Below are 25,867 nucleotides of genomic sequence, written 5' to 3' on the forward strand. Positions count from 1 at the left end.
GTCCGCCCTCGTAGCTCAGGGGATAGAGCACGGCTCTCCTAAAGCCGGTGTCGCAGGTTCGAATCCTGCCGGGGGCACCACGTGTTTTCGCAGCTCAGGCGGTGTTTTCAGCTTCAGGTGAGCGGGGCGCACCACGTCAGGGTGGTTCCGCCGTGCGGGGCACCCTCGACGGAGAACTGGCCACCCACTTCGTCGGCGCGGGCGCGGAGGTTGGCCAACCCGCTCGGTGTCACGTCGGCGGGGATGCCACACCCGTTGTCGACGACCTCGATACGCAGGTCGTCTCCGACGGTCACGCCGATCTGCAACGAACTGGCGTTCGCGTGCCGCACGGCGTTGCTGACCGCCTCGCGCACCACCGCTTCCGCGTGCTCGGCCAGTTTGTCGCTGACGACCGACAGCGGACCCGAGAATCTCGTTGTGGTGCGCATATCCGGATCGGCGAACTGATCGATCGCCTCGTCGAGCCGCTGCCTCAGCGTGACGCCCGGCTGCGCATGGTGCAGGTCGAAGATCGCGGTGCGGATCTCCTGGATGACCTCTTGAAGGTCGTCGACGCATCCGGTGAGCCGCTCCTGCACCTCCGGCGTGCGCGCCCGTGGGATCGTCCCCTGCAATGCCAGGCCGACAGCGAACAACCGCTGGATGACGTGATCGTGCAAGTCGCGGGCGATGCGATCGCGATCGGTCAGGACATCGAGCTCTCGCATCCGGCGCTGGGTGCTGGCCAACTGCCACGCCAGCGCCGCCTGGTCGGCGAAAGCCGCCATCATGTCCATGTTCTCGTCGGTGAACGGCGACGCGCCGACCGGTCGAAGCGCAACCAGCACACCGGCGACGGCGTCGCCCGCGCGTAGCGGTAGCAACAGCGCGGGACCCGTCTGGCCCCCATCCACGCCGAGCCCGAGTCCGTCGAACCGCATCGGCGTACGTTGCGTGAACGCCTGGCCGATCGGGCTGTCCGCGACGGGAACCGCGTCCACACCCAATGCGGGAACGTCGCCCGCGGTGGCGGCGACGACGAGTTCGGTCGCCTCCGAGGGCAGCACGTCGCGGTCGGTCGGAACGAACACCGCGGTGAGGCCGGCCCCGCTGAGCTGACGTGACTTGTCGGCGACCTGCCGGAACACCTTCACCGGTTCGGTTCCCGACAGGAGTTCGGTGCCGATGTCGCGGGTGGCCTCGATCCACGACTGCCGGTGCTTGGCCTGTTGGTAGAGCCGCGCGTTATCGATCGCGATGCCCGCGGCCGCCGCGAGCGCCTGCACGAGGACCTCGTCGTCCTCGCTGAACGGCTGACCACCGGCCTTCTCGGTCAGATAGAGGTTGCCGAACACCTCGTCGCGGATTCGGACCGGTACGCCGAGGAAGGTGACCATCGGCGGATGGTTCGGTGGAAACCCAACGGACGCAGTGTGATACGCGATGTTGTCGACCCTGATCGGCTTCGGGTCGTCGAGGAGCAGGCCGAGGACCCCCCGCCCTTCCGGCAGATGGCCGATCGCTCGGGCCGCCGCGTCGTCGATTCCGTCGTAGACGAATTCGACGAGTTCGTGGCCTCGACCGCGGACGCCCAACGCCCCGTACTGCGCATCGACCAGATCGATGGCCGTTCGCACGATGGTGCGAAGGGTTTCGTCTAGTTCGAGTCCTGAGGTGACGACGAGCATCGCCTCGAGCAGTCCGTCGAACCGGTCCCGTCCCTCGACGATCTCTTCGATGCGATCCTGGACCTCAAACAGCAGCTCGCGAAGCCGCAACTGCGACAACGTGTCCCGAAGCGATCGCATCCTTGCGTCGTCCCCGGATCGCGCTCTGTCCGTCACCGCTCTGCCGTCCCGATCCTCATCGACTCACCACCAACCGTCGGGGCCGATGTTACGCGTCGCCCCGGTCCGTAGAAGGGATCGGCCGGCCGATTCTGGGCGTCACGCGGCGTCAGCGAGACCGTCATCGACAACCTGACGAAGTACCCGGTGCGCCTCGTCCACCGAGTCCGCGAGCGGACGGGCGGTGTCGAGTCGGTGGGCTCCATCGGGGACCGCGTCGCCACCGAGAACAACGGCGATCTGTGGTGTCGCGTCCGAACTCGACGGCCCTCTGGCCACCACTCGTTCAGCGGCTTCCGCTGACGACAGCGAACAGACGAAATTGACCACGGCCGAAAAGGTTTCGGCAGCCAGTCGATACGCTCTCTCCTGCTCCTGCGTATCGCGCCAGGTGCCGTCGAGCACGACGGTCTCACCTGCGGACAGCAGAGCGCGGGCTCGACGCAGCACCTCGTCGTAGACCGCGCGCACGTTCTCGGGTGCATACAGTCCCACACCCAATTCTCCCGCCCGGCCCGCGATGACTCCCGACCGTTGTAGCTCGCGCCGCACCTCATCGGTAGAAATGACCCGGGCGTTCACCCGTTCGGCCAATCCGTGCGCGACGGTGGTCTTGCCGGTCCCCGGGCCGCCGCCGACGATGACCAACCCGACGGTGCACGACCGCAGGTGGGTCAGGGCGATGTCGAGATGGCGTATCGCGTCAGCCACCGCTTCCGGGTGCCCTTGATCGACGCGGATGCAGTCCACCTTCGCCCGGACCACGGCGCGGTACGCGACGCTGAAATCCCTCAAGGACCGCGGTGCGGGATCGTCGGCCCGCCGGAGGTACTCGTCGAAGAAGCGATCAGCGAGGTCCTTTCGTCCGAGGAACTCCAGGTCCATCGCGAGGAAGGCGGCGTCGTCGACACCGTCGACGCAGCGCAGTCGATCGTCGAACTCGAGGCAGTCCAGCAGCACCGGACCGTCAGGCATGCAGAAGATGTCCTGTGTCTGCAGATCCCCGTGACCGTCGACGACGCGCCCCGAAGCGACCCGCTGCGTGAACAACTGGTCACGGCCGGCCAGGTACCGGTCGGCCAGGCGTGTGACCTCGCGCAGCGTCGCCCCGGGGAGGACGCTGTCGACATATCGCTCCAGTTCACCGAGATTCTGGTGCCACCGCTCGGAAATCACGGCAGCCGTCGCCTGTTCGTCAATCTGTGGGCCGCGTAGCGCGTTTCGGTGGAACCGCGCCAACCGGTCTGCGATGGCGGTGAGGCATCCGTCGACGGGATCACCGTTGCGTACCAGCGCGGCAAGCCGCGCCGATTCCGGGTAGCGACGCATCACGATGACCGGTTCGGGAGGTTCACCCGGGGAGGCGAAGTGACCCACGCCGAAATAGCTGTCCGGCGCCAACCTGCGATTCAGTTCCACTTCGCGTTGACACGTCTGCTCGCGACGCTCGCGGGTGCTGAAGTCCAGGAAGTCCGTGACGATCGCCTTCTTCGTCTTATACGCCCGGTCCGCGATGAGAGCAACCAGACCCGTATGGGTCTCATGGATCTCGGCGTGGAGATTCCCGTTGAAAATGAACGGGTCTCGGCAAATGCTGGCGGTAACCGATGCGGTCGTCATACCCACATCCTCTCTCAGCCACGCTCTCGGCAACAGGGTCGGAAGGCCCTTCACCGCAGCTGGCGCATCATCGACGCGGTCGGCAGACCATGACCGGAACGGTGGCGTGTTGCAACAGATTCAACGCGGTCGAGCCCAGGATGGCGCTGGTGAGCACAGTCTTCCCGTAGCTTCCCACCACTAGCAGCTGCGCGCCGTCGGCGTTACACCGATCCATCAGTGCTACAGCGGGTTTCGCGTTCTCGACGTAGCACGGAGCGGACACCTGTGTGTAGCGCCGGTTGTATCGGTCGACATCATTCGTCAGGTGCGCCCACTCCGCCGTCTCGAGTGCATCCCAGTCGATCAGCAGAGGCAGTCGCGCGGCCACCGCGCGCAGCGGCGACGACCACGACCGTACGGCCGCCAACTTCGCGTTGAACCGTTCGGCGAACTCGAACGCGTTCTCCAGAGCGGCCAGAGACGACGGTGTCCCGTCCACCCCGACGACTACCGGATCATCCGTCGGCACGACGTTCGATCCTCGCCAAGCGACAACGGGGCAGTCCGCGCGCGTCGCCACCGCCAGTGTCGTCGAGCCCAGCAAAAGCGCGCCCGCAGCGGTGACTTCATCGTTTCCCACCACGATCATCCGTGCGGTCTTGCCCAGTTGCACCAGAACGTCGGCGACCGGAACATCGGTCGACAGAGTCGACACCTCGAGTTCGTGGTTCTGTGAGCGCACGGTCTCCTCTGCTCGGCGCAGTATGGCATCGGCACTCTCGCGCTGGTGCTCGAGGACGGCCGCTCGCATCGCGGCGACAGCGTCCGTCAGGTTGTGCCCGGCGTCCGGTAGCGCATGCACGATGTGCAACGACGTCTCGTACCTCGCTGCGACCGCTGCCGCCCATCGCGCCGCGTTGATCGCGCCATCGCTGCCATCCACGCCGACCACAACCGCACCGGTGCGCATCGTGACTCCTGTCATCACCTTCGAGGTTCGTTCGCTCCTGAAGTGATGATGACCGGTGTCGCGTGCCCGGCGTAGAGGCGAAAGTCCCTGACTTCAGCGCCGGGCGATGATGACCGGCATACGTGAAGCCTGCGCGACGGCCGAGCTCACCGATCCGAGCAACATGCCGGCGAACCCGCCGAGGCCCCGGCTGCCCACCACGAGAAGCTGGGCCCGTTCGGATTCCTCGAGCAACCGGCGCGCCGGATTGCCGGGGCCGACGATGCGCTGAACAACGACATCGGGATAGCGCTCGGTCCAGCCGGCAAGGCGCTGCGCGAGCTCCTCATCCGCCCGTGCACCGCCGTCTCGGACGCCGAAATCTCCGGTGCCCGTCCATGTGTGAACGGCGAGCAGCCCCACCCTGCGACGATCGGCCTCGTCGAAGGCGATCTCGGTCGCCAACTCCGAGGCGGGTGAGCCGTCGATGCCGACCGCCACGGGGGCCGTCGCCGGATGATCCATCAACGGGTCCTCGTCGTGGATCACCGCGACCGGGCAGTGCGCGTGGTGCACAAGCCCCGAGCTGACCGAGCCGAGAAGCAGACCTTTGACACCTCCCAGGCCGCGGCAGCCGATGACCATTAGCTCGGCGCCTTCGGACATATCGATCAGCTCGGAAACGGTGGCGCCAGTGAGAATGCGAGGGTCGACGTCGATGTCGGGTGTGGCGCCGATGGCATCACGAACGAGCCCGAGAGCGTCCTCGATCACGGCCTTCCCACGGCGTTCCCGCTCGGCGGCGAACTGACCCGACATCGGCAGGTCCATCAACGCGCCGTTCGTGTTCGAGGGCAGTACATGGACGACGGTCAAGGGCACACCGCGCAACGCTGCGTCGCGGGCCGCCCAGTCAGTCGCCACTCGGGAGGCCGGCGATCCGTCCACCCCGACCACGACGCCACGCGCGCCCGGCGTCGCTGCGGTTGCGCTCATCTGACCCTCCTGGTCGGCGTTGATTACGCCCCGCCCACAATGCTCGGCGGTGCGGCGCGCGAACCGAAGAGTCGAAAGTCACCAGCCGTCGACGAAAGATCCTGTAGGGCCGCTAGCAGGTTCAGATACCGCTGCGCGTTTCGATGACGCGCTGCGCGACGTCCGCGAGTTTGACGTTGCTGTCCTGGGAGAGCTGTTTGAGCATCTCGAACGCACGCACCTCGTCCACGCCGTATCGCTCCATGATGATGCCCTTGGCCTGGCCGATGCGATCCCTGGTGGCCATCGCCGACTTCAGCTGCTCGCCCTCCCGACTGGCGAGGAGCGCTGCGGCGGCGTGCGCGGCCAGAACTGTGCCGATCATCTCGTCGTCAGCGTCGAAAGCGCGCGCTTTGAAGCTGAACATGTTCAGCGCTCCGGCGGTGCGATCGGCCGTGTACAGCTTGATCGACAGTCCGCTGAGCACACCGTGCTCTACCGCGGCGGCCGAATACAGCGGCCAGCGGTCCTCTACGCGGAAGTCATCGGTCCGAAGAATCGACTCGTCCAGCGCGGCCTCCACGCAGGGACCCTCGCTGAACTGCATCTGGATTTCGTCCAGCGTGTGAGGCAGCTCCGACGTCCCCGCGAGCGATTCGAACTTTCCTCCCCTGCCGATCAAGAGCACACCTACGGTGTCCGCGCCCGGAATCAGCTCACGCGCGGTCTCGGTGACGTCTTTCAGCACGTCGTCGACCGTGCTCGGCGGGGCGGAAGCCCGCGCCAACTCGGCCATTCGCTCGGCCAGGTCCTGGGTGCGGGAGGACGGGGTCATGCTGAGAAGTCTTCCCTATCGGCCGCCTGGCTACACGATTGTTTGCGGCTCGGGTCATTGGGCATGTCCTGGACAAGCTCGGGTGACGGTCGACCGTTTCTCGCGCTGAGGTCTCGTCGGTTAAGACAGCAGCCGACGGGGCCGACCTCTGTGGCCGTTCGCGCAGAGTCGCTCTCTTAGCTGTAGTAACGTGTCCGGTTGTGCGCGCACCCGATGTGTGGATCCTCGGCGGCTATCAGAGCGACTTCGCGAGAAATCTCACGCGTGAGGGCAGGGATTTCGCGGACTTGAGCAGCGAAGTTGTCGAGTCGACGCTGGCGGCGGCCAAGGTCGACGCCCGCGATGTCGAGGTGGTGCACGTCGGCAACGCGTTCGGCGAACTCTTCGCGTTCCAGGGGCATCTGGGGGCGATGCCCGCATCGGTGCACGACGGGTTGTGGGGCAAACCGGCGACACGGCACGAAGCCGCCTGTGCGTCGGGCAGCGTCGCAGCACTGTCTGCCATCGCGGATCTGCGGTCGGGGGCCTACCGGTCGGCGCTGGTGCTCGGTGTCGAGCTGGAGAAAACGGTCACAGGGGATGCCGGCGCCCGGCACCTCGGCGCCGCCGCGTGGACCGGTCACGAGGGCGCTGATGCGACGTTCATGTGGCCTCACATGTTCGACCAGGTGGCCGCCGAATACGACCGGCGCTACGGCATCGACGAATCGCACCTGCGCGCCATCGCGGCACTGAACTTCACCAACGCGCGCGCGAACCCGAAAGCGCAGACTCGCGGATGGAACGTGCCGGATCCGCTGACCGACGACGACGCCACCAACCCCGTCGTGGAGGGACGGTTGCGCCGATTCGATTGCAGCCAGATGACCGACGGCGGCGCCGGCGTCGTCCTGGCCACCGGCGAGTTCCTTCGCGACCATCCGGGCTTGCGTCCGCTCGGCCGGATCGCCGGCTGGGGCCACCGGACGGTGGGGTTGGGCCTGCAGCAGAAACTCGACCGTGCCGCCGACGATCCGTACGTGCTGCCGCATGTCCGAGGTGTGGTGCTCGACGCCTTCGATCGCGCAGGCGTCACGCTCGACGACGTCGACGGGTTCGAGGTCCACGACTGTTTCACCCCCAGCGAGTACCTCGCGATCGATCACCTCGGTATCACCGGGCCGGGCGAATCGTGGAAGGCCATCGAGAACGGCGAGATCGAGATCGGCGGACGGCTGCCGATCAACCCCAGCGGCGGCTTGATCGGTGGCGGCCATCCAGTCGGCGCCTCCGGGGTGCGGATGCTGCTCGATGCGGCCAAGCAGGTCAGCGGCGGCGCCGGCGACTACCAGGTCGAGGGCGCAATGACGTTCGGCACCTTGAACTTCGGCGGTAGCACCGCCACCACCGTCAGCTTCATCGTCGGAAAGGCCTGACATGGGTAGCGCGAACGTGGAGATCGTCGGCAAGTACCTGTCGACGCTGCCGGACGACGACGACCACCCGTACCGCACCGGACCGTGGCGTCCCCAGAACACCGAATGGGACGCCGACGATCTCGCGGTGGTCGAGGGCGAGATCCCGTCCGACCTGGACGGCGTCTACCTGCGCAACACCGAGAATCCGCTGCACCCGGCGCTGAAGTTCTACCACCCCTTCGACGGTGACGGAATGGTGCACGTCGTCGGGTTCCGCGACGGAAAGGCGTTCTACCGCAACCGCTTTGTCCGCACCGACGGCCTGCTCGCCGAATACGATGCCGGTGGTCCGCTGTGGCCTGGGCTGGCCGAGCCGATCGAACTGGCTAAGCGTGATCACGGCTGGGGTGCACGGACTTTGATGAAGGACGCGTCGAGCACCGACGTCATCGTCCATCGCGGTGTCGCGCTCACCAGCCACTATCAGTGCGGCGACCTGTACCGCGTCGACCCGTTCTCCGGCGACACCCTCGGCAAGGAGGACTGGCACGGGAGGTTCCCCGCGGACTGGGGCGTTTCGGCACACCCGAAGGTCGACGACCGCACCGGCGAGCTGCTGTTCTTCTCCTACAGCAAGCAGGACCCGTACCTGCGCTACGGCGTCGTCGACGACGGAGGCAACCTCGTCCACCTCACCGATGTCCCGCTTCCCGGCCCGCGCCTGCCGCACGACATGGCGTTCACCGAGAACTACGCGATCCTCAACGACTTTCCGATGTTCTGGGATCCCACGCTGCTCGAAGCCGGGATCCACTTGCCGGGCTTTCACCCCGACATGCCGTCGCGGTTCGCCGTGGTCCCCCGCCGCGGCGGACCCGCCGACATCCGATGGTTCGAGGCCGACCCGACGTTTGTGCTGCACTTCACCAACGCCTACGAGGACGGTGATGAAATCGTCCTCGACGGCTTCTTCGAAGGCGACCCGTCCCCGGTCGACACGAGGGCAGGTGACAAGTGGCAGCGGGCGTTTCGGTTCCTGGCGTTGGACCGGCTGCAGACCCGGCTGCACCGCTGGCGATTCAACCTCGTCACCGGGCAGACCACCGAGGAGCAGCTGACCGACTCCATCACCGAATTCGGCACGATCAACAGCGGTTACGCCGGGCTCCCCTACCGCTACACGTACGCGGCCACCGGTAAGCCGGGCTGGTTCCTGTTCGACGGCTTGGTCAAACACGATCTGCGCACCGGCACCGAACAGCGGTTCAGCCTCCCCGACGGTGTGTACGGCAGCGAGACCGCGATGGCACCCAGGTCGAATGTCGCCGTCCCGGCTCCGAGGTCGAATGTCGCCGTCCCGGCTCCGAGGTCGAATGTCGCCGTCCCGGCTCCGAGAATCGACGGCACCGCCGAAGACGACGGCTACCTCGTCACGCTCACCACCGACATGAACGCCGACGCCTCCTACTGCCTGGTGTTCGACGCGGCCCGGGTCGACGACGGCCCGGTGTGCAAACTGGCTCTACCGGAACGCATCTCCAGCGGGACACACTCGACGTGGGCTCCGGGATCGGAACTGCGGAGCTGGCGGGAAACCGATTCGGCGGCCGAGGCCGTCGGCCTGTAGGTGGCCCCGACCGAGTCCGTGCCCGAGCCGAACGCCGTCGCCCGCATGCTCGGCTTGCTCGGCGACGAGTGGACTCTGCTCGTCATGCAGCAGTCGCTGCTGGGGGCGACCCGTTTCGGTGACTTCAAGTCCCGCCTGCCGATCTCCAACAATGTGCTGACAACCCGACTCCGAACGCTGACCGCCGCGGGACTGCTCGAGCGTCGCCAATACCAGGAAGGGCCACAGCGTTTCCAGTACATCGGCACGCCGCGCGGCCGGTCACTGTGGCCGGTGCTGCTGTCGATTTGGGAGTGGGAGCGCCGCTGGGTCCCCGACCACGCCGAGCCGCTGCCCGCCATGCGCCATGCCGCATGCGGCGCCGATTTCACACCGATGGTGACGTGCCGTTCGTGCGGCGAGAGTGCTGGCGACAAAGACGTTGTCCCCCAATGGGGTCCGAGTGGGTCGTGGGAGCGGTCGGTGCCCTCGGCCACCGCGACGCGCAGGCGCTCGGAGGCCGATCAGCACACGGCCGCGGGTCTGTTCCCGCAGACAATGAGCATCATGGGAAACCGCTGGGGCTTCGCGCTGCTGGTGGCAGCATTCGTCGGCGTCCGGCGGTTCACCGACTTCCAGGCTCAACTCGGAGCGCCCCCCGGATCGATTGCCGACCGGCTGACCACGTTCACCGCCAACGGGGTGCTCGCCGACGTCGGCGACCGGTACGAACTGACCGACAAGGGCCGCGCCCTGTTCCCGATCCTGATCTCCGCTCTGCAGTGGGCCCAGCGCTGGTTCACCGACCCCGACGGCCCCGCGGTCCTGCTGACGCACACCGCCTGCGGGCAGCGATTCACCGCCGTCTTCGCATGCGACCGATGCCGTCGGCCGCTGGCCGGCGCGCAGGTATCAGCCGTCGAAATCTCGTAAAAAAACTTCTAGCACTCTCTGGTGGCGAGTGCTAACATCGCAGGTGCGCACAGTGATTTGGCTGCCCGCCAGGGTGGCGGGCCCTGAGTGACATAGGAGGTGAATTGCTGTGCTTCGCTTTGATCCGTTCACCGAACTTGATGCTCTGACCCGGGGTCTTCTGACGAACCAGACCGGATCAAATCGTTCCCCCCGGTTCATGCCGATGGACCTGTGCAAGGTCGACGACCACTATCTGCTGACCGCCGATCTGCCCGGCGTGGATCCCGGCTCAGTGGATGTCAACGTCGACAACGGCACGTTGACAATCTCGGCACACCGCACCGCACGGTCGGACGACGGTGTGCAGTGGCTGGCCAACGAGCGGTTCTTCGGCACTTACCGCAGGCAGCTGTCCCTCGGCGAAGGTGTTGACGCGTCGAAGATTTCGGCAACCTACGAGAACGGCGTGCTGTCCGTGACCATCCCGATGGCCGAACGCGCCAAGCCGCGCAAGATCGACGTCGCCCACGGCGGCGGTCAGAAGTCGATCGAAACCACGACCGTCGAAGCCGGGTAACCGCGCCTAGCCGCAACTGCGGTCAGATCGACTGCGATCTGGCCGCAGTTCGGCGTGCCTACGCGCGTCACGCGTGACGGCTCAACCGGTACCGCAGGTTGTTGCGCACGGCGGGCCATTCGATGTCGAGGATCGAATAGACCACGGTGTCGCGGCGCGACCCGTCGGGCAGCACCTGGTGGCTGCGCAGGATCCCGTCCAGCTTGGCGCCGAGGCGCTCGATCGCTTCTCGGCTGGCCGCGTTGAAGAAGTGTGTGCGGAACTCGACTGCGATGCAACCCAACTCGTCGAATGCGTGGCCGAGCAGCAACAGCTTGGTCTCGGAGTTGACGCCGCTGCGCCGTGCGGCCGCCACGTACCAGGTGTTGCCGATCTCGAGTCGCCGGTTGACGCCGTCGACATTCATGTAGCTCGACGACCCGACCAGTGTTCCGTCGTGGCGGCGCACCACGAAGGTCAACCCGCTCTCGGGCGCCTGCACCGCCAGCCTGGCGTCCACCCACCGCTCGACGGCGTCGGGTGCGGGCGCCGCGGTGAACCACAGCCGCCCGAGTTCACCGTCGGACGCGACGGCCACGATCTCCGAAATGTGTTCATGGCGCAGCGGTTCCAACGTCACCCATCGGTCCCCGGTCAGAACAACAGGTTCGACGAACCCGGGCGCGCCGCCTACGAGACCGTTGCCCACGAGGCCACCATCGCCCACACCGACAAGACCACCGCGACCACGGCGATGCCGGCGCCGAGGTAGAGCCCGTAGCCGGCGGACACCGGTGAGTACACGTATAGCCGGTAGTACCAGAGGGACAGGACCACCAGAAGCACCGAAATCGCCAACGCCGCAGTCGATGCGATGCGAGCCGAGAACCCCCTGGCCGACATCGCACCGGCGACGATCAGCAACGACGCCAGCAGCACGATCAACTGGCCCACCCCGAATCCGGGCTTCGGCGCGGGCAGGTCGCCGAAGATGCCGCCGATCGCGCTGACCCGGCCGCCGTTGGCGGTCAGCCACGGCAGCCAGGCGCTCACCGAGACGATCGCCCCGCACAAGGCGACCAGCCATCCGGGGCGCACTCGCGACATGACACGAGCCTATCGGCTGGATCGCAGGGCACCGGTCTCTAGTCTGGAGTGTCCGACACCGAAAAGGCAGGTACTGGAATGACCGATCTTCCGGAATGGGCCCAGCGCCTCGACCTGTCCCCGCATCCGGAGGGCGGCTGGTACAGGGAGACGTGGCGCAGCGACCTGACCGTGCCGCAGTCCGCGCTGCCGCCCGACTACACCGGCCCGCGCAGCGCGGGTACGGCGATCCTCTTCCTGCTGATGCCCGGTCAGCAGTCCGCCTGGCACACCGTGCGCAGTGCCGAGCTGTGGCTGTTCCACGCGGGCAGCCCGCTACTGCTCGAGGCCGGGCCCGAACAAAGCAGTGCCACAACGCATCTTCTGGGTGTCGACATTCTCGCAGGCGAGCAGCCCCAGTTCGTCGTGCCGCCGGGCCACTGGCAGCGCGCCCGACCCCGCGACGACGAGCCGAGCCTGGTCAGCTGTGTGGTGGTGCCGGGATTCGACTTTGCCGACTTCGAACTGGCAGCGCCGACGGCCTGAAGTCACAGCCGGCCCGCACGCAGCCTGTCCAGCATCCGGCGGTCCCGCTTGGTCGGTCTGCCCGCACCGCGGTCGCGGGCGGCGAACTGCACCGTTTCGGTGACCGCAGGCTTGGGTGTCCGGTCGAGATAACACGTCGACGCGTCGGCCGCGCCGACCCGCTTCTGGATCACCCGCAGCACCTCGACGACTCGAGTGGTCTGCCCGATGCGGGCCCGCACCTCGTCGCCGGGCGATACCGGGGTGGCCGGCTTGGCGGGCCGCCCGTTGATCCGAACGTGCCCGCCCCGGCATGCCTCGGCGGCATCGGGCCTGGTCTTGGCCAACCGGACCGACCACAACCACCTGTCTATGCGGGTCGACTCCACGCCACCATCATGAACCCTCCGACGGCTACCTTATTGTGACCTTAGATAGACCTTATTTTTCTTAGAAATAGGTGTACGGTTGGGGCCACGCGGGCGCGCAGCGACGGAAGGAGCCCGACATGGATCGCCAACCCGAACGAATCGTCCTGGTCACCGGAGGCTCGAGGGGCCTCGGCGCGCGGGTCGCGCGCCAGCTCGGCAGCGTGGACACCCACGTCGTCGTGACGCGCGACATCTCCGACGAGGTCGAATCCGCGGAGGTGATCGACGGCATCGCGTCGCGTTTCGGTCGGTTGGACACCTTGATCCTCAACTCGTCGGATGCGCTGGACACCGGCGCTGATCCCGAGTGCGCGATGCGCCTCAACCGCGACGCCCAACGCCGGCTCGCCCTGGCGGCCCTGCCGCTGATGCCCGTCGGCGGACGGATCGTCTTCGTCACCAGTCACCAGGCCCACTTCTTCCCCGACAAGGCGGTGCCCAAGGGTTACACGGCCGTCGCGGCGAGCATGCGGGCCGGCGAAACAGCCCTGCTGACAAGGCGTTCGGAGTTCCGCCAGGCCGGCGTGCAACTCACGGTGGTGTCCGGCGACATGAGCCACATGACCTTCGCCGACGCTGTCGTCGACGCGGCCACCACGCCGAACCCGGCGAGCATCGTCTTCGTTGGCAGGACCGACTACCTGATGACGGCCTGACGATCGCCTACTGCAGCGACGACAGGTTGAAGGCCGCCCCGGTGCAGTCGGCCACCGCGGCCAACCGCCCGTAGGGCGTGTCTTCGGCGCCGCGGATCACGCTGCCGCCGTTGTCGAGGACCAACTGCACGGTCTTGTCGACGTCGTCGGCGCCCAGGAAGAAGTTCCAGTTCGACGGCTCCCCTTCCGGAAGGAAGGCGCTGCCGTCCATCAGTCCGAGCAGCGCCTCACCGTCGAAGTTGGCCGTGCTGTAGCGGAATTCGTCGGTGTCGGACACGGTCTCGATCTGCCAGCCGAACAGGTCGCGGTAGAACTGCTGCGACGTGGCGTAGTCGCGCCCGGTCCACTGGAAGTACACCGGCGCGCCGTGTTCGTTGACGACCTCGAATCCTCGGTGTCCGTCCGGCTGCCACAGCCCGACGAACGCGCCGCTGGGGTCGGACAGCATGCCCATCCAGCCCTTGTCCTTGATCTCCATCACGGGTGCTCCGCATGAGTTCGCACCCGCGGCGACCGCGGCGTCGAGGGTGGCTTTGGCGTCGGTGGTGTGGAAGTAGGTGGTCCATCCGTCCGGGCTGTTCCACTGCGGGTCGTTGAACATCAGGCCGGCGACCGGCCTGCCGTCGCGGGAGGCGGTCACGTAGCCGCCGTAGTCGGGGCCCGATGACTCGAACGTCCAGCCGAACACCTCGCCGTAGAAGGACTGCGAGCGTTCGACGTCCGAGGACGCCAGGTCGATCCAGGTCGGGGCGCCAACGGGGGCGGAATTGCGGACGGGCACGGCGGTCTCCTTCTGGGTGAGTGGTCAGTCACCGATGCAGACCGCCGCCCCCGCGAAAACTCATCGCGCCGTCAGCGCGCGATACCCAGGACGCGCAGCGCGTTCTCCTTGTAGATCAGCGCCTGCACCGCCGGGTCGATGTCGAGGGTGTCGAAGTCGGCGCGCCACCGGTCGATCTGGATGTAGGGGAAGTCGGTGCCGAACAGGACTTTGGTGCGCAGCTGTCTGCTCATGGCGCGGACCAGCTGCGGCGGGAAGTACTTCGGGCTCCACCCGGACAGGTCGACGTACACGTTGGCCTTGTGTGTGGCGATCGCGATCTGCGAGTCGACCCACGGCACCGCGGGGTGGGCCATCACGATCGTCAGATCCGGGAAGTCGGCGGCGACGTCATCGAGCAGCATCGGATCGGAGTAGCGCAGCTTGATGCGGTGCCCACCCGGCAGCCCCGACCCCATCCCCGTCTGCCCGGTGTGGAACAACGCGGGCAGCCCGGCCTCGGTGATCGCCTCGTAGATCGGATAGAAGCGACGATCGTTGGGCTCGAACGCCTGCATGCTCGGATGGAACTTGAAGCCCTTGACCCCGTAGTCGCGGACGAGTTCGTGGACCCGGTGCACCGCCCGGCGCTCGTGCCACGGGTCGACGCTGCCGAACGGGATCAGCACGTCGTTGTTGCGCGTAGCACCGGCGACGAGGTCCTCGATCGAGTTCGGTACGTGGCGCATCGCCGTGCGCGCGTCGATGGTGAACACGACGGCGGCGGTGTTGTGCTGCCGGTACAGGTCGGCGACCGCGTCGACGCCTGCCGTCGCGCCCGGTGGCATCTTGAAGTACTTCTCGGTCGCCTCCACGAGCTCTTCGACGTAGGCCTTGTGGCCGTGGCAGTCGATCTCGACGTGGGTGTGGATGTCGATCGCCGCGATGCGGTCGAAATCGACGCCGTATTCGTACTTCTCGCCGCGTACCGTCACCCACGTGACGATATATGCGCTGAACCTCTTCGAAACGTTCGCCCGCGGAGGTCACCAGGCACGGCGGTCGCTGCTCAAGCCATGATCTGCGCCGATAGTGCGGTTGACGACGGAAATCGGGCGAAATCCGTCGCGAACCGCACAATCGGCGAAGGTGGACCGGACGGTTATCCGGCTGCCGCCTCCGGCGCGTAGCCCAGCGCGGCCTTGATCTCCAGGAACTCGTCGAACGCGAAGTGTCCCCACTCGCGTCCGTTACCGCTGCGTTTGTAACCACCGAACGGAGCGGCCATGTCGAAGCCGTGGTTGATCGCGACCGAGCCGGCCCGGATCCGCCGCGCCACCGCGCGGGCCTTGTCCAGGTCGGCACCCGAAACATAGCCCGCCAGACCGTATTCGGTGTCGTTGGCGATCTCGAGCGCCTGGTCGAGGTCGTCGTAGCCGAGGATGCACAGCACCGGACCGAAGATCTCCTCGCGGGCGATCGTCATGTCATTGGTGACGTTGGCGAACACCGTCGGCTTCACGTAGTAGCCCTTGCTCAGACCCTCCGGTCGACCGGTGCCGCCGATGGCGACGGTCGCGCCCTCGTCGATGCCCGTCTGGATCAGGCCCTGGATCTTGTCGAACTGCGCCTTAGACGCGACGGGCCCGATCGCGGTCTTCTCGTCGGGATCGCCGACCTTGACTCCGCCGGCGACCTCGCGGGCGATCTCGATCGCCTCGTCCATGCGGGAGTTCGGCACCAACATGCGCGACGGCGCGTTGCAGCTCTGACCGCTGTTCATCATCATCACCGAGACACCCGCGGTCACGCTCTTGGCGAAGTCGTCGTCGTCGAGCACGATGTTCGGGCTCTTGCCGCCGAGTTCCTGGGTGACGCGTTTGACGGTCAGCGCGGCGTTCTTGGCGACGTCGACGCCGGCCCGCGTCGACCCGGTGAACGACACCATGTCGATGTCGGGATGGGCCGACAACGCCGCCCCGACGCCCGGCCCGTCGCCGAACACCATGTTGTACACCCCGGCGGGAACGCCTGCCGAGTCGAGGATCTCGGTGAAGATCTGGCCCGAATACGGTGCGACCTCCGACGGTTTGAGCACCATCGTGCAGCCCGTCGCCAGCGCGGGGAACACCTTGCAGGCGATCTGGTTGATCGGCCAGTTCCACGGGGTGATCAACCCGCACACCCCGATCGGCTCCTTGACCACCAGCGTGGCCCCGTGCTGCTCCTCGAACTCGAAGTTCTTCAGCACGTCGATCGCCGTGGCGAGGTGACCGAGTCCGAGATTGACCTGGGGGCCTGCCGCCAGCGACGCCGGGGCGCCCATCTCCTCGTTGACCGCGTCGGCGAGGTCACCGGCTCGCTTCTGGTACTCGCCCATGATCGCCTGCAGCAACTCGAGGCGCTCGTCGCGGCTGGTCTGCGACCAGGTGGCGAAGGCTCGGCGGGCGGCCTGCACGGCCACGTCGACGTCGGCAGCGGAACCAATCGCGATCTTGCCGGAGGCCTCCTCGGTGGTCGGGTTGTCGACCTCGAGGGTGTTGGGCCGGATCGGGTCGACCCACTGGCCGTCGATGTAGAACTTGAGATACTCGCGCATGTCTCCACTCTTCCCTAGAACTTGACCCTATTCGCGGTTCGACCGCGGGCGCTACTGGGTGCCTTCTGCATACCAGGTGCGGAATCGGTCGTACTTCGGCATCTCCTCGGAGTTGGCTTTCGGGTCGATGCAGACGTGGACGACGGCGGTCTTGCCGCTGGCGAACGCCCGCTTGATCGCCGGGCCGATCTCGTCGTCCTTTTCGACGTACTCGCCGTGGCACCCGAAACCCTCGGCGACCTTGTCGAGCCGGACGTCCTTGCTCCAGTGCACACCCGGCTGCGGGGACGGCTGCTCGAACGTGCGCTTGTAGACGCCCACCTCCAGGCCCCATTGGTGGTCCACACCGACGACACAGACCAGCGGCACGTTCTCCCGGACCGCGGTCTCGAGCTCGGCGATGTGGAACAGGAACGCCGAATCGCTGGTGAGCAGCATGACTGGACGCTTGCGGCCCTCGGCGACCGACGCGCCGACCGCATACGGCAGACCGGTGCCCAGATGACCGAAGTTCTGATTCCAGATCACGTCTCGCGGCTTGGTCTGCGAGTACGTCCACTGGAAGATCACCGTGGCGCCACCGTCGCGGACCAGGATGCCGTCCTCGGTGCATTCGTCGAAGGCCTTAGTGGCCTCGACGACGTAGCGGGCCGGGTGGATCGGCGCGCGACCACTCGGCGCTTCGGCGGCCACTCGGGCGATCTCGGCGGCGTCGGCCTTGATCAGGGCCTCGAAGTCGGCCGACGGGGTACGCGGGGTGTCGCGCAGCGCCGCGACCAGTTGCGGCACCACGCCGCGAAGATCGCCCACCAGCGGCACATCGATCGGCCGGTTCACCCCGATTGCGGTCGGATCCTGTTCCACGAGAACCCATTTGCGGTTGGCATCGTTGCCCGCCCAGTGCTGGGTCCTGCCGTAGTGCATGGGTTCGCCGAGCTCGGTTCCCAGCGCCACGCATAGATCGGACGTCTCGACGGCCTCGTTCGCCGCAGGAGAGAACAGGTACGGGAAGGTGCGGTCCTGGAGGCCGGGGATAAACGAGGTCCCGCCCGACGTCTGGATTACCGGGCAGGCCATCAGCTCGGCCAACTCCCTGACCTGCTCCTGGGTGCGCGAGGTGTGAACTCCGTGACCCACCAACAGGACTGGGCTCTTCGCCTCGCGGATCAGTCTGACCGCCTCGGCGACCTCACGTTCACCCGCACCTTGGTTGACGAGCCGATAACGGTGCGGCGGCAACGGATCCGGCACGTCGAGCTCTTCGAGGATGACGTGGGACGGATACTCGATGTAGCAGGGGCCGGGGGTGCCCGACATGGACTGGCGGATGGCTTCGCGGATGATCTCGTCGGTCTGGTCGGCGTACTCGATCGAGCTGCTGAACTTGACCGAGTTCTTGAACAGGTCCTCCTGCTGGACGAACTGGATGCGCCCGCGCCGCACCCGCCGTTCGGTGATGCGGGCCCGCTGGCCGCCGAGGAAGATGACCGGTGAGTTCTCGACAAGCGCGCACTGGATCGCACCCGCGATGTTGGCCATGCCCGGTCCGAGGGTTCCGATGCACAGCCCCGGCGTGCCCGTCATCCGCGACGCCGCCTCGGCCATGAACCCGGCGCTCAGCTCGTGGTGCGGCGCGACCACCGACCAGCCGCGCGCGTCGGCCTCGGTGAACATGTGCACGAAATTGGGATCGGGAATGCCGAACAGCGTGTTGACGCCCTCGGCCTCGAAGAGGTCGAGTATGCGCTTGTATACGGGTACACCCACGGGAAACTCCTTGATTTCTCTACAGATAGCGTTGCGCTAGTCGTTTTCGGTGTGCTGACGGAGAGCCGAACAGTGATCGGTTGAGGGTGGCGCGCTTCAGGTAGACGTGGATACCGCTCTCCCACGTGTATCCGATGCCGCCGTGCAATTGCATGGCCTTGCCGGCGATGTCGACGGCCGCCGCGCACGTGTACGACTTGGCCATCGAGACGGCGACCCCGGCATCCGGCGCGTCCTCGGCGACGGCGCGGACCGCGGCATCGACGAGTTGGCGCGACACGGAGATGCTGACGAGCATGTCGGCGCAGGCGTGTTTGACGGCCTGGAACGAGCCGATCGCCCTGCCGAATTGGTGACGCACCTTCACATATCCGACGGTCGCGGCGAGCATGGCCTCGCTCAGGCCGAGGCTGTCGCAGGCGATCGCCGCCGCGGCCCGGTCGTGTAACCGCTGCACCGCGACCGCGGGATCGTCGGTGAACGGCAGGGTTTCGGCGATCGCAGCGTCCGGGTCGATCGCGGCGAGGTTGCGCGTCTCGTCGACGACGGGCCGAGGCGTGGCCCGCTGCTCGGACACGGCGATGCCGCGGTCGGTGACGATCAGGATGCGGTCCGCGCCTTCGGCGTCGGGCACGAAGTCGTACGGTTCCAGCGCGACGACGACCCGCGTCGCACCGCTGGCCAGTTCGGTGAGCAACGTGTCGCGGGCATCGCTGGGCTGCACCGCGTTCAGCGCTCCGACGGCCAGCACCGCGCTGCCGAGGAAGTCGGTGGCGCTGGCGGTGCGGCCGATCTCTTCGCAGATGACCGCGACTTCGGCGAACGACGCACCCGCCCCGCCGAGCTGTTCGGGCACCTCGAGCCCGACCCAACCGGCTTCGACCAACGTGGACCATTCGACGCTGCGGTCCTTCGCGAGCAGATCGCCTGCCACGGAGCGTAGTTCGTCGTGGAATTCGGTGAAGTCGGTCATCAGACGGCACTCGGTTCTCGCGGCAGGCCCAGACCGCGTTCGCCGATGATCGTGCGCTGAATCTCGCTCGCGCCGCCGGGGATCGTCCATTCCCACGATCCGATGAAGTCGAGCACCCACGCACCGGACTCCCAGCCGCTGGAGGCCGGCTTGGCGAGCTCGGTGTGGGCGGCCAACCCACCGATCTCGGCACCGAAGTCGGTCATGCGCTGCAGAAGCTCGCTGTAGAACAGCTTGACGATCGAGGCGTCGGCCGGGCCGGCGGTACCGTTCTCGTTATCCTCGACCACCTTTCGGCACAGTGCCCGCAGCCCCGCGATCTCGGTTTCGAACTGCGCCAGCCGGTCGGCGACGGTCGGATCGTCGGTCGGCGCGCTGCGCACCAGCCATCGGAAGCCGGCGTTGCCGAGGCGCTCGGCGAGTTCCAGCATCGTCATGCCGCGCTCGGCGCCGAGGGTCGCCTGCGCGACCCTCCAGCCATCGTTCTCCACACCGATCAGGTTGGTCGCGGGGATCGACACGTCGTTGAGGAAGATCTCACAGAAGTGGGAGTCGCCGATCGCATTGCGGACGGGCCGGACCTCGATGCCGGGTGTCGTCATGTCGAGCAGGAAGTACGAGATGCCCTTGCGTTTCGGCGCATCCGGGTCGGTGCGGGCCAGCAGCAGGCACCAGTCGGCGTGTTTGCCTCCGCTGGCCCACAGCTTCTGTCCGTTGGCGATGTAGGAGTCGCCGTCTTTGCGCGCGGTGGTGCGCAGGCTGGCCAGGTCGGATCCTGCCTCGGGTTCGGAGAAGCCCTGCACCCAGATCTCGCCGTCGAGGATCGCTGGCAGGTGCCGTCGCCTCTGCTCCTCGGTGCCGGCGACCAGCAGCGTCGACGCGGCATGGTGGATGCCGACGAACGCGAGAACCAGCCGCGGCGCGTCGTGGGCAGCCAGTTCCTGGTACAGCACCACCTGCTCGGCCACCGACATGCCACCGCCCCACTCGGCGGGCCAGTGCGGGACGGCGTAGCCGGCGCTGTGCAGTTCGGCGAACCACTGCTTCTGGAAGGCCACGAACTGCTCATCGCTTGCGCCGGTCTGGGTTTCGCGCCAATCCGTGGGGATGTGCTCGACACACCATTGCCGCACCTGGTGCCGAAACTGAACTAATGCTCGACTTGCGGACGATTCTTGACGCATACCTTCAGATTCGGCGCTCATAGCCGCACCGCCCTGGCCCGCAGGTGGTCCATGGCGCGCGCGACGGCCAGACCGTCGTCGAAAGACGGGGTGATCTGCGTACCGGTGCGCAGCGCATCGGCGACGTGTCCGAAGAACGTCGACAGCGCGGGCGGGGGTGAGCGCCGCGGCGGCGGTGCGAAATCCGTGGTCTCGGGATCGGCGCCTTGTCGACGAACGACAAGCGTGGTGTCGGCCGCCAGTTCGATGGTGGCCTCGCTGCCCAGCAGCGTGACCGACGGCGGTGAAGGGACGGCGGCCGCGAAGCCGGTGTCGTGAGTAGCGGTGCAGCCGTTGGCCATTGCGAACCACGCCGCGTACGCGTCCTCGGCGGTGGCCTGTTCGGCCGATCCGTCGATGCGGGTGACGCCGCCGCAGTCGGTGATCTCGCTGCCGAAGAGCCACTGAGTGAAGTCGATCAGATGCGAGCCGTAGGCACCGATCCAGCCGCCGCCGAGGTCGCGGTCGTTGATCCAGCCGAACTTGCGGCCGCGCAGCCCGCTTCCGAAGAACGTCCAGTGCAGGTGCCGGGGCGCGCCGATCGCCCCGCTGTCGGCCAGTTCCTTGAGCCGCGCCCACGACTCGTTGAACCGGAATTCGAAGTTGAGGAAGTGCAGCACACCTGCATCGTGGGCCATGTCGCGCATCTGGGCCGCCTCGTCGGCGTTGCGGCCGAACGGCTTGTCGCATACCACCGCATGCCCGTGCTCGAGCGCGCCGGTGACGTGCTCGATGTGCAGGAACGGCGGGGAGTGCACGGAGATCAGGTCGACATCCGAAGCCAGCGCGGCCTTGACCGCGGCGTCGTCGCGGGGGCTTACGACCTCGACGTCGAAGCCGGCTTCGGTGTACGCGGGAGCCGCCGCGTGCTTGCCGAAACCGGTGCCGATCACCGCGACCCTCATGCGTACAGCCCCGTCAGTCCCCCGCGGCCTGCGGTGCGGGTCAAGGCATCCCGGGTTGCGGACAGCCCGAGCGGAAGCCGCCGCAGCGGTTGGCTGTAGCGCGACAGCCACGACAGGGTGGTCTCGTCGCAGAAGCCGACCGCGCCGTGCAGCTGGTGGCAGACGCGGAACACCACCTCGGCCGCCTCGAGCGCCGACAACCGCAACGCGAGTGCGTCGGTGAGCGCCTCAGGACGGTCAGCGGCGATGCTCCACAGCGCGTACTTGGCGAGAATGTCCAGTCCGCTGCGCTCGACTTCTGCGTCGGTCAGCTGGAACTGCACGCCCTGGAACGACGACAGCGTCTGCCCGAACTGCTTGCGCAGGGTGATGTGCGCGACGGTCAGTTCGATCGCCCGGTCGAGCATGCCGAGCAGTGTCCAGCACCCCAGCACCAGCCCGAGCGCGACATCGGCGGCGCCTTGGTCGTCTATGACAGTCGTCTGCAGTTCGGAGACGAAGCCCGGCCCGACGGGCCCCATCCCGGTCACGATGCTGCGGGTGCCATCCAAGGTGACTGTGGTCCAACGACTCTCGAGTCCACCCATGGCTGCGGCGGGCCGGTTGCCGGCCACCACGATCAGGCCGTCGGTGTCGAGGTCGGTCGGGGCGGCCAGTCGTTCGACGACCGGATACGGCAGCGCCCAGTATCCCGCGCTGCGGCACAGCGCCGCGGCCGCCTCCAGGCCGTCGGCGTCGGTGCGGGCGTCGAGGTCCCATGCGCCGATCCCCGCGAGGCTCGGCCCGACCAACGACTCCCGCGCCTCGGGTTTGGCTTCGGCCTGCTGGACCAGTTCATCGCCCCCGGCGGCCTCGAATGCGCGCAGCGCTTGGCGGCCGTACTCCTGGGCATCCTCGGACAGGTCGAGATTCACCGCGCCACCGCCAGCATTGCGCGCGACAGCAGGATCCGTTGCATCTCAATGCTTCCCGACGACACCGTCGAGGCCTGCGAGTACTTCCAGTGATCCTCGACCTCGCCGAGGAACCAGGCGGCCCGCGGGTCGTCGTGGGATACCTCGGCCGCGATGTCCATCAGCACCTCGGCGCTGTCCTGGTCGAGCTTGGTGACCGCGATCCGGTAGGCCGCGGCGTCACCCGGTTGAATGCGTCCGCTGCTCTGCAGGGACACCACGCGGTAGGCCATCAGCCGGGCCCGCCGGCAGTGGGTCAGCATGCGGATCCAGCGGCCGCGCAACTCTCCCGGAAGGTCGTCCCACCGGTCGCCGAGCACCGTCGGCGCGGCGGCGAGCAGTCGTTCGCAGCGTGCGTAGCGGGCAATGCCGACGCGTTCGAAGGCCATCACGTCCTGCACCACCGACCAGCCGGCATCGACCGTCCCGAGCACGTCGGCCTCGGTGACACGCAAGTCGTCGAAGAACACCTCGTTGAGGTGGTGCGGACCCATCATGCAGCGGATCGGCCGGACCTGGATCGCCGGATCATCCATCGGGACAAGGAAAATCGTGAGGCCCTGCTGCTTCTTCTCACCGCGTGACGTCCTGGCCAGCAGGAAGCACCACTGCGCCATCGTCGCGTACGACGTCCAGATCTTCTGCCCGCTGACCAGCCAGCCATCACCGTCGGGACGGGCGGTCGTGCGCAGCGACGCGAGATCGGAGCCGGCCTCCGGTTCGGAGAAGCCCTGGCACCAGATCACCTCACCGCGCGCGATCGGCGGTAGGTGTTTGCGCTGCTGCTCCTCGGTGCCGTGGCGCATGATGATCGGGCCGACCCAGTTGACCCCCATGTACTGGGCGCCGCGCGGTTCGTGATGCGCCCACATCTCCTCGCGGACAACTGTCTGTTCCCAGACCGACGCCCCACCACCGCCGAACTCCTTCGGCCAGGACAGGCAGAGCAGTTCGCGTTCGGCCAGCATGCGGCAGAACCGTTGAGCGACCTCGAGATCGGCGGGGTCGTCGGTGAACGCACCCAGATAGTCCTCGGGCACATGCTCTTTGACCAACGCACGCAGTTCGCCGCGTAACTCGGCGGCCTTGGCGCCCATCGCGAAATCCACGCCTACCCCCGCTCCGCTGCGCCGACACTACGGTTTTTGACGAGATCCGCGCCGTTTCCGTCAGAAACCGCAGTCTCGACGGAGCCGAGCGCGGTGAGACCCAACTCGTCTAACACCGCGTCGGTGTCGGCGCCCAGCGTCGGGGCGGGGCCCGCGACCTTGCCGGGTGTGCGCGAGAACCACGTCGGCACACCAGGAAAGCGCACCGGTCCGTCCGCGGTCTCGACGGTCTCGAAGAGCCCGACCGCGTTCAGGTGTTCGTTGTCGAACAGCGCGTCGGGGGTGTTCAGCGGCGCGGCGGGAATCTCGAGCTTCCGGAACAGGTCCAGCCATTCGGCCGTGGTGCGCTCCTTCATGGTCTCGGCGAGCAGCCCGTAGACGACATCGATGTTGTGGGCACGCTTCTCGAGGGTGGCGTAAGACTCGTCGTTCCACGCCGGACTCACCGCGCTGATGAACGCGTTCCAGTGTTTGTCGTTGTAGATCAACGCGGCGATGTAGCCGTCGCTGGTGCGGTACGGCCTGCGGTTGGGCGCGACCGTGCGCGGATACACCGCGGGCCCCAGTGGGGGGTCGAACATGGCGCCGTTGGCATGTTCGACCAGCATGAACGACGCCATCGTCTCGAACATGGCGACCTCGACCTCTTGCCCCTCCCCGGTCCGCTCACGATGAAACAACGCCATCATCGTCGCGTAGAGGGCCGTCAGGCCGCCGACCTTGTCGGCCATGATCGTGCCGACGAAGTCGGCCTCACCGGTCAATTGCTGTTGTACCGCGGGCAATCCGGCCTCGGCCTGGATGGTGTCGTCGTAGGCGGGACGGTCGCGGTCAGGCCCCCGGCGGCCGTAGCCGTAGCAGTTGGTGTAGATGATCGCGGGGTTGACGGCCGCGACGTCGTCGTAGCCGAAGCCCAGCTTGGCGACCGCCTTGGCGCGCATGGAGTGGATGAACACGTCGGAGCGCTCGATGAGCGCCCGCATCGCCGCCTTCCCGGGCTCGGTCTGCAGGTCCAGCACCACGCTGCGCTTACCGCGGTTGACGTTGACGAACACCCCACTCATCCCCGGTGAGGGGCCCACCGAGATGAAGCGGGTGTTATCACCCTGCGGCGGTTCGATTTTGATGACGTCGGCGCCCATATCCGCCATGATCTGGGTGCAATACGGCCCCATCACCATCGCGGTGAGGTCGACGACGCGCACGCCGGTCAGCGGCCCGCTAGGCATGGACACCGCCCTTCTGCGCCATGGCGAAGCTGTACTTGATGTGGTCGTTGTGCCCGTCGGGCACCACGGGGAACACCACGGGTTCGGACATGTCGCGGATCGCGGCGATCTGCGCGCCGACCTCCTCGATCGACCACGACGGCCGGTAGACACCGGGGGTCTCCGCGAGCATCGCCCGCGCGATCCGGCCGGCCAGCGCGATCAGCGCTTCGCCGGTGATCGAACATGATTCGTGTGCCAGCCATCCCACCGCCGGTGCGACCAACTCCGCGCCCATCGGCGGGTACGCCGACGTGTCGATGCCCTCGGCCATCCGTGTCACCGCGGCGGGCACGATCACGTTGCTCTTGACGCCGTGCGCGGCGCCCTCCATGGCCGCCACGTTGGACAGTCCGATCACGCCCGCCTTGGCCACCGCGTAGTTGGCGACGCCGTGATTGCCGTACAGGCCACCGATCGAGGACGTCAGCACGATGCGGCCGTAGCCGGCGTCGCACATCGACGGGAACGCCGGGCGCACCACGTGAAACGCGCCGCGGAGGTGGACGTCGAGCACCGCCTCGAAGTCGTCGTACGTCATCTCTGCGAGTGGGGCTCGGCGCACGATGCCCGCGTTGTGGATCAGGACGTCGAGGCGCCCGTAGCGCTCGAGAGCCGATTGCACGATCGCCTTGCCGCCGGCCGGGGTGGCCACCGAATCGGTGTTCGCGATGGCTTCGCCTCCGGCAGCGGTGATCTCGCGCACTACCTCTTCGGCGGGGCCGGGCGCCTCAGACGGCGGGTGGACGGGATCGTAGTCGTCACCGGTCAGGCTGCCGCCCGGATCGTTGACGACGACCTTGGCGCCGCGCTGGGCGAGCAGCATGGCGTACTCGCGGCCCAGCCCCCTGCCGCCGCCGGTCACGACGGCCACCTGACCGTCGTAGCGCAACTCACCCATCGGCGTACCTGCGATCTGTGTGCGATGAGGAGCGCTCACCGCTCCCG

25 protein-coding genes and 1 tRNA gene are annotated in these 25,867 nt (G+C 67.2%); 7 read left to right on the plus strand and 19 right to left on the minus strand.

The window, feature by feature from the left end:
• Positions 1-4: 4 nt before the first annotated feature.
• Positions 5-80 (plus strand) — tRNA-Arg (locus tag A5759_RS16590).
• A gap of 33 nt (positions 81-113) precedes the next feature.
• On the opposite strand, the gene A5759_RS16595 is transcribed toward A5759_RS16590, so the two are convergent.
• From A5759_RS16595 to A5759_RS16615, 5 genes are all read right to left on the minus strand, one after another.
• Positions 114-1,790, minus strand: coding sequence for a GAF domain-containing sensor histidine kinase (locus A5759_RS16595; RefSeq protein ID WP_197506071.1), 1,677 nt, complete (start codon positions 1,788-1,790; stop codon positions 114-116).
• Positions 1,791-1,928: 138 nt separating this feature from the next.
• Positions 1,929-3,449, minus strand: coding sequence for an AAA family ATPase (locus A5759_RS16600; protein ID WP_068199588.1), 1,521 nt, complete (start codon positions 3,447-3,449; stop codon positions 1,929-1,931).
• 67 nt (positions 3,450-3,516) lie between these two features.
• The gene (locus tag A5759_RS16605; protein ID WP_068199506.1) at positions 3,517-4,416 is read right to left on the minus strand and encodes a universal stress protein; all 900 of its coding nucleotides are present in this window, start codon (positions 4,414-4,416) and stop codon (positions 3,517-3,519) included.
• A gap of 78 nt (positions 4,417-4,494) precedes the next feature.
• Complete coding sequence (locus tag A5759_RS16610; protein WP_068199509.1) at positions 4,495-5,376, minus strand: universal stress protein; 882 nt, start codon at positions 5,374-5,376, stop codon at positions 4,495-4,497.
• A 121-nt stretch (positions 5,377-5,497) separates the two neighbouring features.
• A complete protein-coding gene (locus A5759_RS16615) occupies positions 5,498-6,190 on the minus strand; it encodes a GAF and ANTAR domain-containing protein (RefSeq protein WP_068199511.1) in 693 nt (230 codons plus the stop codon).
• A 215-nt stretch (positions 6,191-6,405) separates the two neighbouring features.
• Between A5759_RS16615 and A5759_RS16620 the strand changes: the two genes are divergently transcribed.
• From A5759_RS16620 to A5759_RS16635, 4 genes are all read left to right on the plus strand, one after another.
• Positions 6,406-7,605 (plus strand): acetyl-CoA acetyltransferase, encoded by a 1,200-nt coding sequence (locus A5759_RS16620; RefSeq protein ID WP_068199591.1) that lies wholly within the window; start codon positions 6,406-6,408, stop codon positions 7,603-7,605.
• Position 7,606: 1 nt separating this feature from the next.
• Positions 7,607-9,214, plus strand: a complete 1,608-nt coding sequence (locus tag A5759_RS16625; protein WP_068199512.1) for a carotenoid oxygenase family protein — start codon at positions 7,607-7,609, stop codon at positions 9,212-9,214.
• A gap of 45 nt (positions 9,215-9,259) precedes the next feature.
• Positions 9,260-10,126: a helix-turn-helix domain-containing protein gene (locus tag A5759_RS16630; RefSeq protein WP_068199592.1), complete on the plus strand. Its 867-nt coding sequence runs from the start codon at positions 9,260-9,262 to the stop codon at positions 10,124-10,126.
• 109 nt (positions 10,127-10,235) lie between these two features.
• On the plus strand, positions 10,236-10,685 hold the full coding sequence (locus A5759_RS16635; RefSeq protein ID WP_064399443.1) for an Hsp20/alpha crystallin family protein: 450 nt from the start codon (positions 10,236-10,238) through the stop codon (positions 10,683-10,685).
• A gap of 67 nt (positions 10,686-10,752) precedes the next feature.
• Here A5759_RS16635 and A5759_RS16640 read toward each other — a convergent pair whose 3' ends face one another.
• Both A5759_RS16640 and A5759_RS16645 read right to left on the minus strand, forming a co-directional pair.
• The gene (locus A5759_RS16640) at positions 10,753-11,304 is read right to left on the minus strand and encodes a GNAT family N-acetyltransferase (RefSeq protein WP_231984673.1); all 552 of its coding nucleotides are present in this window, start codon (positions 11,302-11,304) and stop codon (positions 10,753-10,755) included.
• Positions 11,305-11,354: 50 nt separating this feature from the next.
• The gene (locus A5759_RS16645; protein WP_068199515.1) at positions 11,355-11,771 is read right to left on the minus strand and encodes a hypothetical protein; all 417 of its coding nucleotides are present in this window, start codon (positions 11,769-11,771) and stop codon (positions 11,355-11,357) included.
• 78 nt (positions 11,772-11,849) lie between these two features.
• On the opposite strand from A5759_RS16645, the gene A5759_RS16650 reads away from it, so the two are divergent.
• Positions 11,850-12,296 carry a cupin domain-containing protein gene (locus tag A5759_RS16650; RefSeq protein ID WP_064418962.1) on the plus strand — a complete coding sequence of 149 codons (447 nt, stop codon included), beginning with the start codon at positions 11,850-11,852 and terminating at the stop codon, positions 12,294-12,296.
• A gap of 2 nt (positions 12,297-12,298) precedes the next feature.
• Here A5759_RS16650 and A5759_RS16655 read toward each other — a convergent pair whose 3' ends face one another.
• A complete protein-coding gene (locus A5759_RS16655; protein WP_068199517.1) occupies positions 12,299-12,664 on the minus strand; it encodes an RNA-binding S4 domain-containing protein in 366 nt (121 codons plus the stop codon).
• Positions 12,665-12,783: 119 nt separating this feature from the next.
• On the opposite strand from A5759_RS16655, the gene A5759_RS16660 reads away from it, so the two are divergent.
• Positions 12,784-13,362 (plus strand): SDR family oxidoreductase, encoded by a 579-nt coding sequence (locus A5759_RS16660; RefSeq protein WP_068199518.1) that lies wholly within the window; start codon positions 12,784-12,786, stop codon positions 13,360-13,362.
• Between the two features lie 7 nt (positions 13,363-13,369).
• Here A5759_RS16660 and A5759_RS16665 read toward each other — a convergent pair whose 3' ends face one another.
• From A5759_RS16665 to A5759_RS16715, 11 genes are all read right to left on the minus strand, one after another.
• Entirely contained in the window at positions 13,370-14,143 is a 774-nt protein-coding gene (locus A5759_RS16665) for a VOC family protein (RefSeq protein ID WP_068199520.1), read from the minus strand.
• A gap of 71 nt (positions 14,144-14,214) precedes the next feature.
• Positions 14,215-15,117: an amidohydrolase family protein gene (locus A5759_RS16670; RefSeq protein ID WP_068199522.1), complete on the minus strand. Its 903-nt coding sequence runs from the start codon at positions 15,115-15,117 to the stop codon at positions 14,215-14,217.
• A gap of 167 nt (positions 15,118-15,284) precedes the next feature.
• Positions 15,285-16,721, minus strand: a complete 1,437-nt coding sequence (locus tag A5759_RS16675) for an aldehyde dehydrogenase family protein (protein ID WP_068199524.1) — start codon at positions 16,719-16,721, stop codon at positions 15,285-15,287.
• Between the two features lie 51 nt (positions 16,722-16,772).
• Positions 16,773-18,488, minus strand: coding sequence for a thiamine pyrophosphate-binding protein (locus tag A5759_RS16680; protein ID WP_068199527.1), 1,716 nt, complete (start codon positions 18,486-18,488; stop codon positions 16,773-16,775).
• A 19-nt stretch (positions 18,489-18,507) separates the two neighbouring features.
• Complete coding sequence (locus A5759_RS16685) at positions 18,508-19,461, minus strand: acyl-CoA dehydrogenase family protein (protein ID WP_068199529.1); 954 nt, start codon at positions 19,459-19,461, stop codon at positions 18,508-18,510.
• Positions 19,461-20,666, minus strand: coding sequence for an acyl-CoA dehydrogenase family protein (locus A5759_RS16690; protein ID WP_082962162.1), 1,206 nt, complete (start codon positions 20,664-20,666; stop codon positions 19,461-19,463). The genes A5759_RS16685 and A5759_RS16690 overlap by 1 nt, the downstream gene beginning before the upstream one ends.
• A complete protein-coding gene (locus A5759_RS16695; protein WP_068199533.1) occupies positions 20,663-21,589 on the minus strand; it encodes a Gfo/Idh/MocA family protein in 927 nt (308 codons plus the stop codon). Before A5759_RS16695 ends, A5759_RS16690 begins: the two co-directional genes overlap by 4 nt.
• A complete protein-coding gene (locus A5759_RS16700; RefSeq protein ID WP_068199534.1) occupies positions 21,586-22,503 on the minus strand; it encodes an acyl-CoA dehydrogenase family protein in 918 nt (305 codons plus the stop codon). Before A5759_RS16700 ends, A5759_RS16695 begins: the two co-directional genes overlap by 4 nt.
• On the minus strand, positions 22,500-23,639 hold the full coding sequence (locus A5759_RS16705) for an acyl-CoA dehydrogenase family protein (protein ID WP_197506079.1): 1,140 nt from the start codon (positions 23,637-23,639) through the stop codon (positions 22,500-22,502). Before A5759_RS16705 ends, A5759_RS16700 begins: the two co-directional genes overlap by 4 nt.
• 14 nt (positions 23,640-23,653) lie before the next feature.
• A complete protein-coding gene (locus A5759_RS16710; protein ID WP_068199536.1) occupies positions 23,654-24,880 on the minus strand; it encodes a CaiB/BaiF CoA-transferase family protein in 1,227 nt (408 codons plus the stop codon).
• On the minus strand, positions 24,873-25,820 hold the full coding sequence (locus A5759_RS16715) for an SDR family NAD(P)-dependent oxidoreductase (RefSeq protein ID WP_068199537.1): 948 nt from the start codon (positions 25,818-25,820) through the stop codon (positions 24,873-24,875). The genes A5759_RS16710 and A5759_RS16715 overlap by 8 nt, the downstream gene beginning before the upstream one ends.
• Positions 25,821-25,867: the final 47 nt, after the last annotated feature.

The organism is Mycobacterium sp. 852014-52144_SCH5372336 (assembly GCF_001665615.1).
Classification (GTDB): Bacteria; Actinomycetota; Actinomycetes; order Mycobacteriales; family Mycobacteriaceae; genus Mycobacterium; species Mycobacterium neumannii_A.

What these genes read in the sequence shown, in the direction of transcription:
- A5759_RS16595 (WP_197506071.1), bottom strand. Translation starts at nt 1,790, where the DNA reads ATGCGATCGCTTCGGGACACGTTGTCGCAGTTGCGGCTTCGCGAGCTG.
- A5759_RS16600 (WP_068199588.1), bottom strand. Translation starts at nt 3,449, where the DNA reads ATGACGACCGCATCGGTTACCGCCAGCATTTGCCGAGACCCGTTCATT.
- A5759_RS16605 (WP_068199506.1), bottom strand. Translation starts at nt 4,416, where the DNA reads ATGACAGGAGTCACGATGCGCACCGGTGCGGTTGTGGTCGGCGTGGAT.
- A5759_RS16610 (WP_068199509.1), bottom strand. Translation starts at nt 5,376, where the DNA reads ATGAGCGCAACCGCAGCGACGCCGGGCGCGCGTGGCGTCGTGGTCGGG.
- A5759_RS16615 (WP_068199511.1), bottom strand. Translation starts at nt 6,190, where the DNA reads ATGACCCCGTCCTCCCGCACCCAGGACCTGGCCGAGCGAATGGCCGAG.
- A5759_RS16625 (WP_068199512.1), top strand. Translation starts at nt 7,607, where the DNA reads ATGGGTAGCGCGAACGTGGAGATCGTCGGCAAGTACCTGTCGACGCTG.
- A5759_RS16630 (WP_068199592.1), top strand. Translation starts at nt 9,260, where the DNA reads ATGCTCGGCTTGCTCGGCGACGAGTGGACTCTGCTCGTCATGCAGCAG.
- A5759_RS16645 (WP_068199515.1), bottom strand. Translation starts at nt 11,771, where the DNA reads ATGTCGCGAGTGCGCCCCGGATGGCTGGTCGCCTTGTGCGGGGCGATC.
- A5759_RS16650 (WP_064418962.1), top strand. Translation starts at nt 11,850, where the DNA reads ATGACCGATCTTCCGGAATGGGCCCAGCGCCTCGACCTGTCCCCGCAT.
- A5759_RS16660 (WP_068199518.1), top strand. Translation starts at nt 12,784, where the DNA reads ATGGATCGCCAACCCGAACGAATCGTCCTGGTCACCGGAGGCTCGAGG.
- A5759_RS16675 (WP_068199524.1), bottom strand. Translation starts at nt 16,721, where the DNA reads ATGCGCGAGTATCTCAAGTTCTACATCGACGGCCAGTGGGTCGACCCG.
- A5759_RS16685 (WP_068199529.1), bottom strand. Translation starts at nt 19,461, where the DNA reads ATGACCGACTTCACCGAATTCCACGACGAACTACGCTCCGTGGCAGGC.
- A5759_RS16690 (WP_082962162.1), bottom strand. Translation starts at nt 20,666, where the DNA reads ATGAGCGCCGAATCTGAAGGTATGCGTCAAGAATCGTCCGCAAGTCGA.
- A5759_RS16695 (WP_068199533.1), bottom strand. Translation starts at nt 21,589, where the DNA reads ATGAGGGTCGCGGTGATCGGCACCGGTTTCGGCAAGCACGCGGCGGCT.
- A5759_RS16705 (WP_197506079.1), bottom strand. Translation starts at nt 23,639, where the DNA reads ATGGGCGCCAAGGCCGCCGAGTTACGCGGCGAACTGCGTGCGTTGGTC.
- A5759_RS16710 (WP_068199536.1), bottom strand. Translation starts at nt 24,880, where the DNA reads ATGCCTAGCGGGCCGCTGACCGGCGTGCGCGTCGTCGACCTCACCGCG.
- A5759_RS16715 (WP_068199537.1), bottom strand. Translation starts at nt 25,820, where the DNA reads ATGGGTGAGTTGCGCTACGACGGTCAGGTGGCCGTCGTGACCGGCGGC.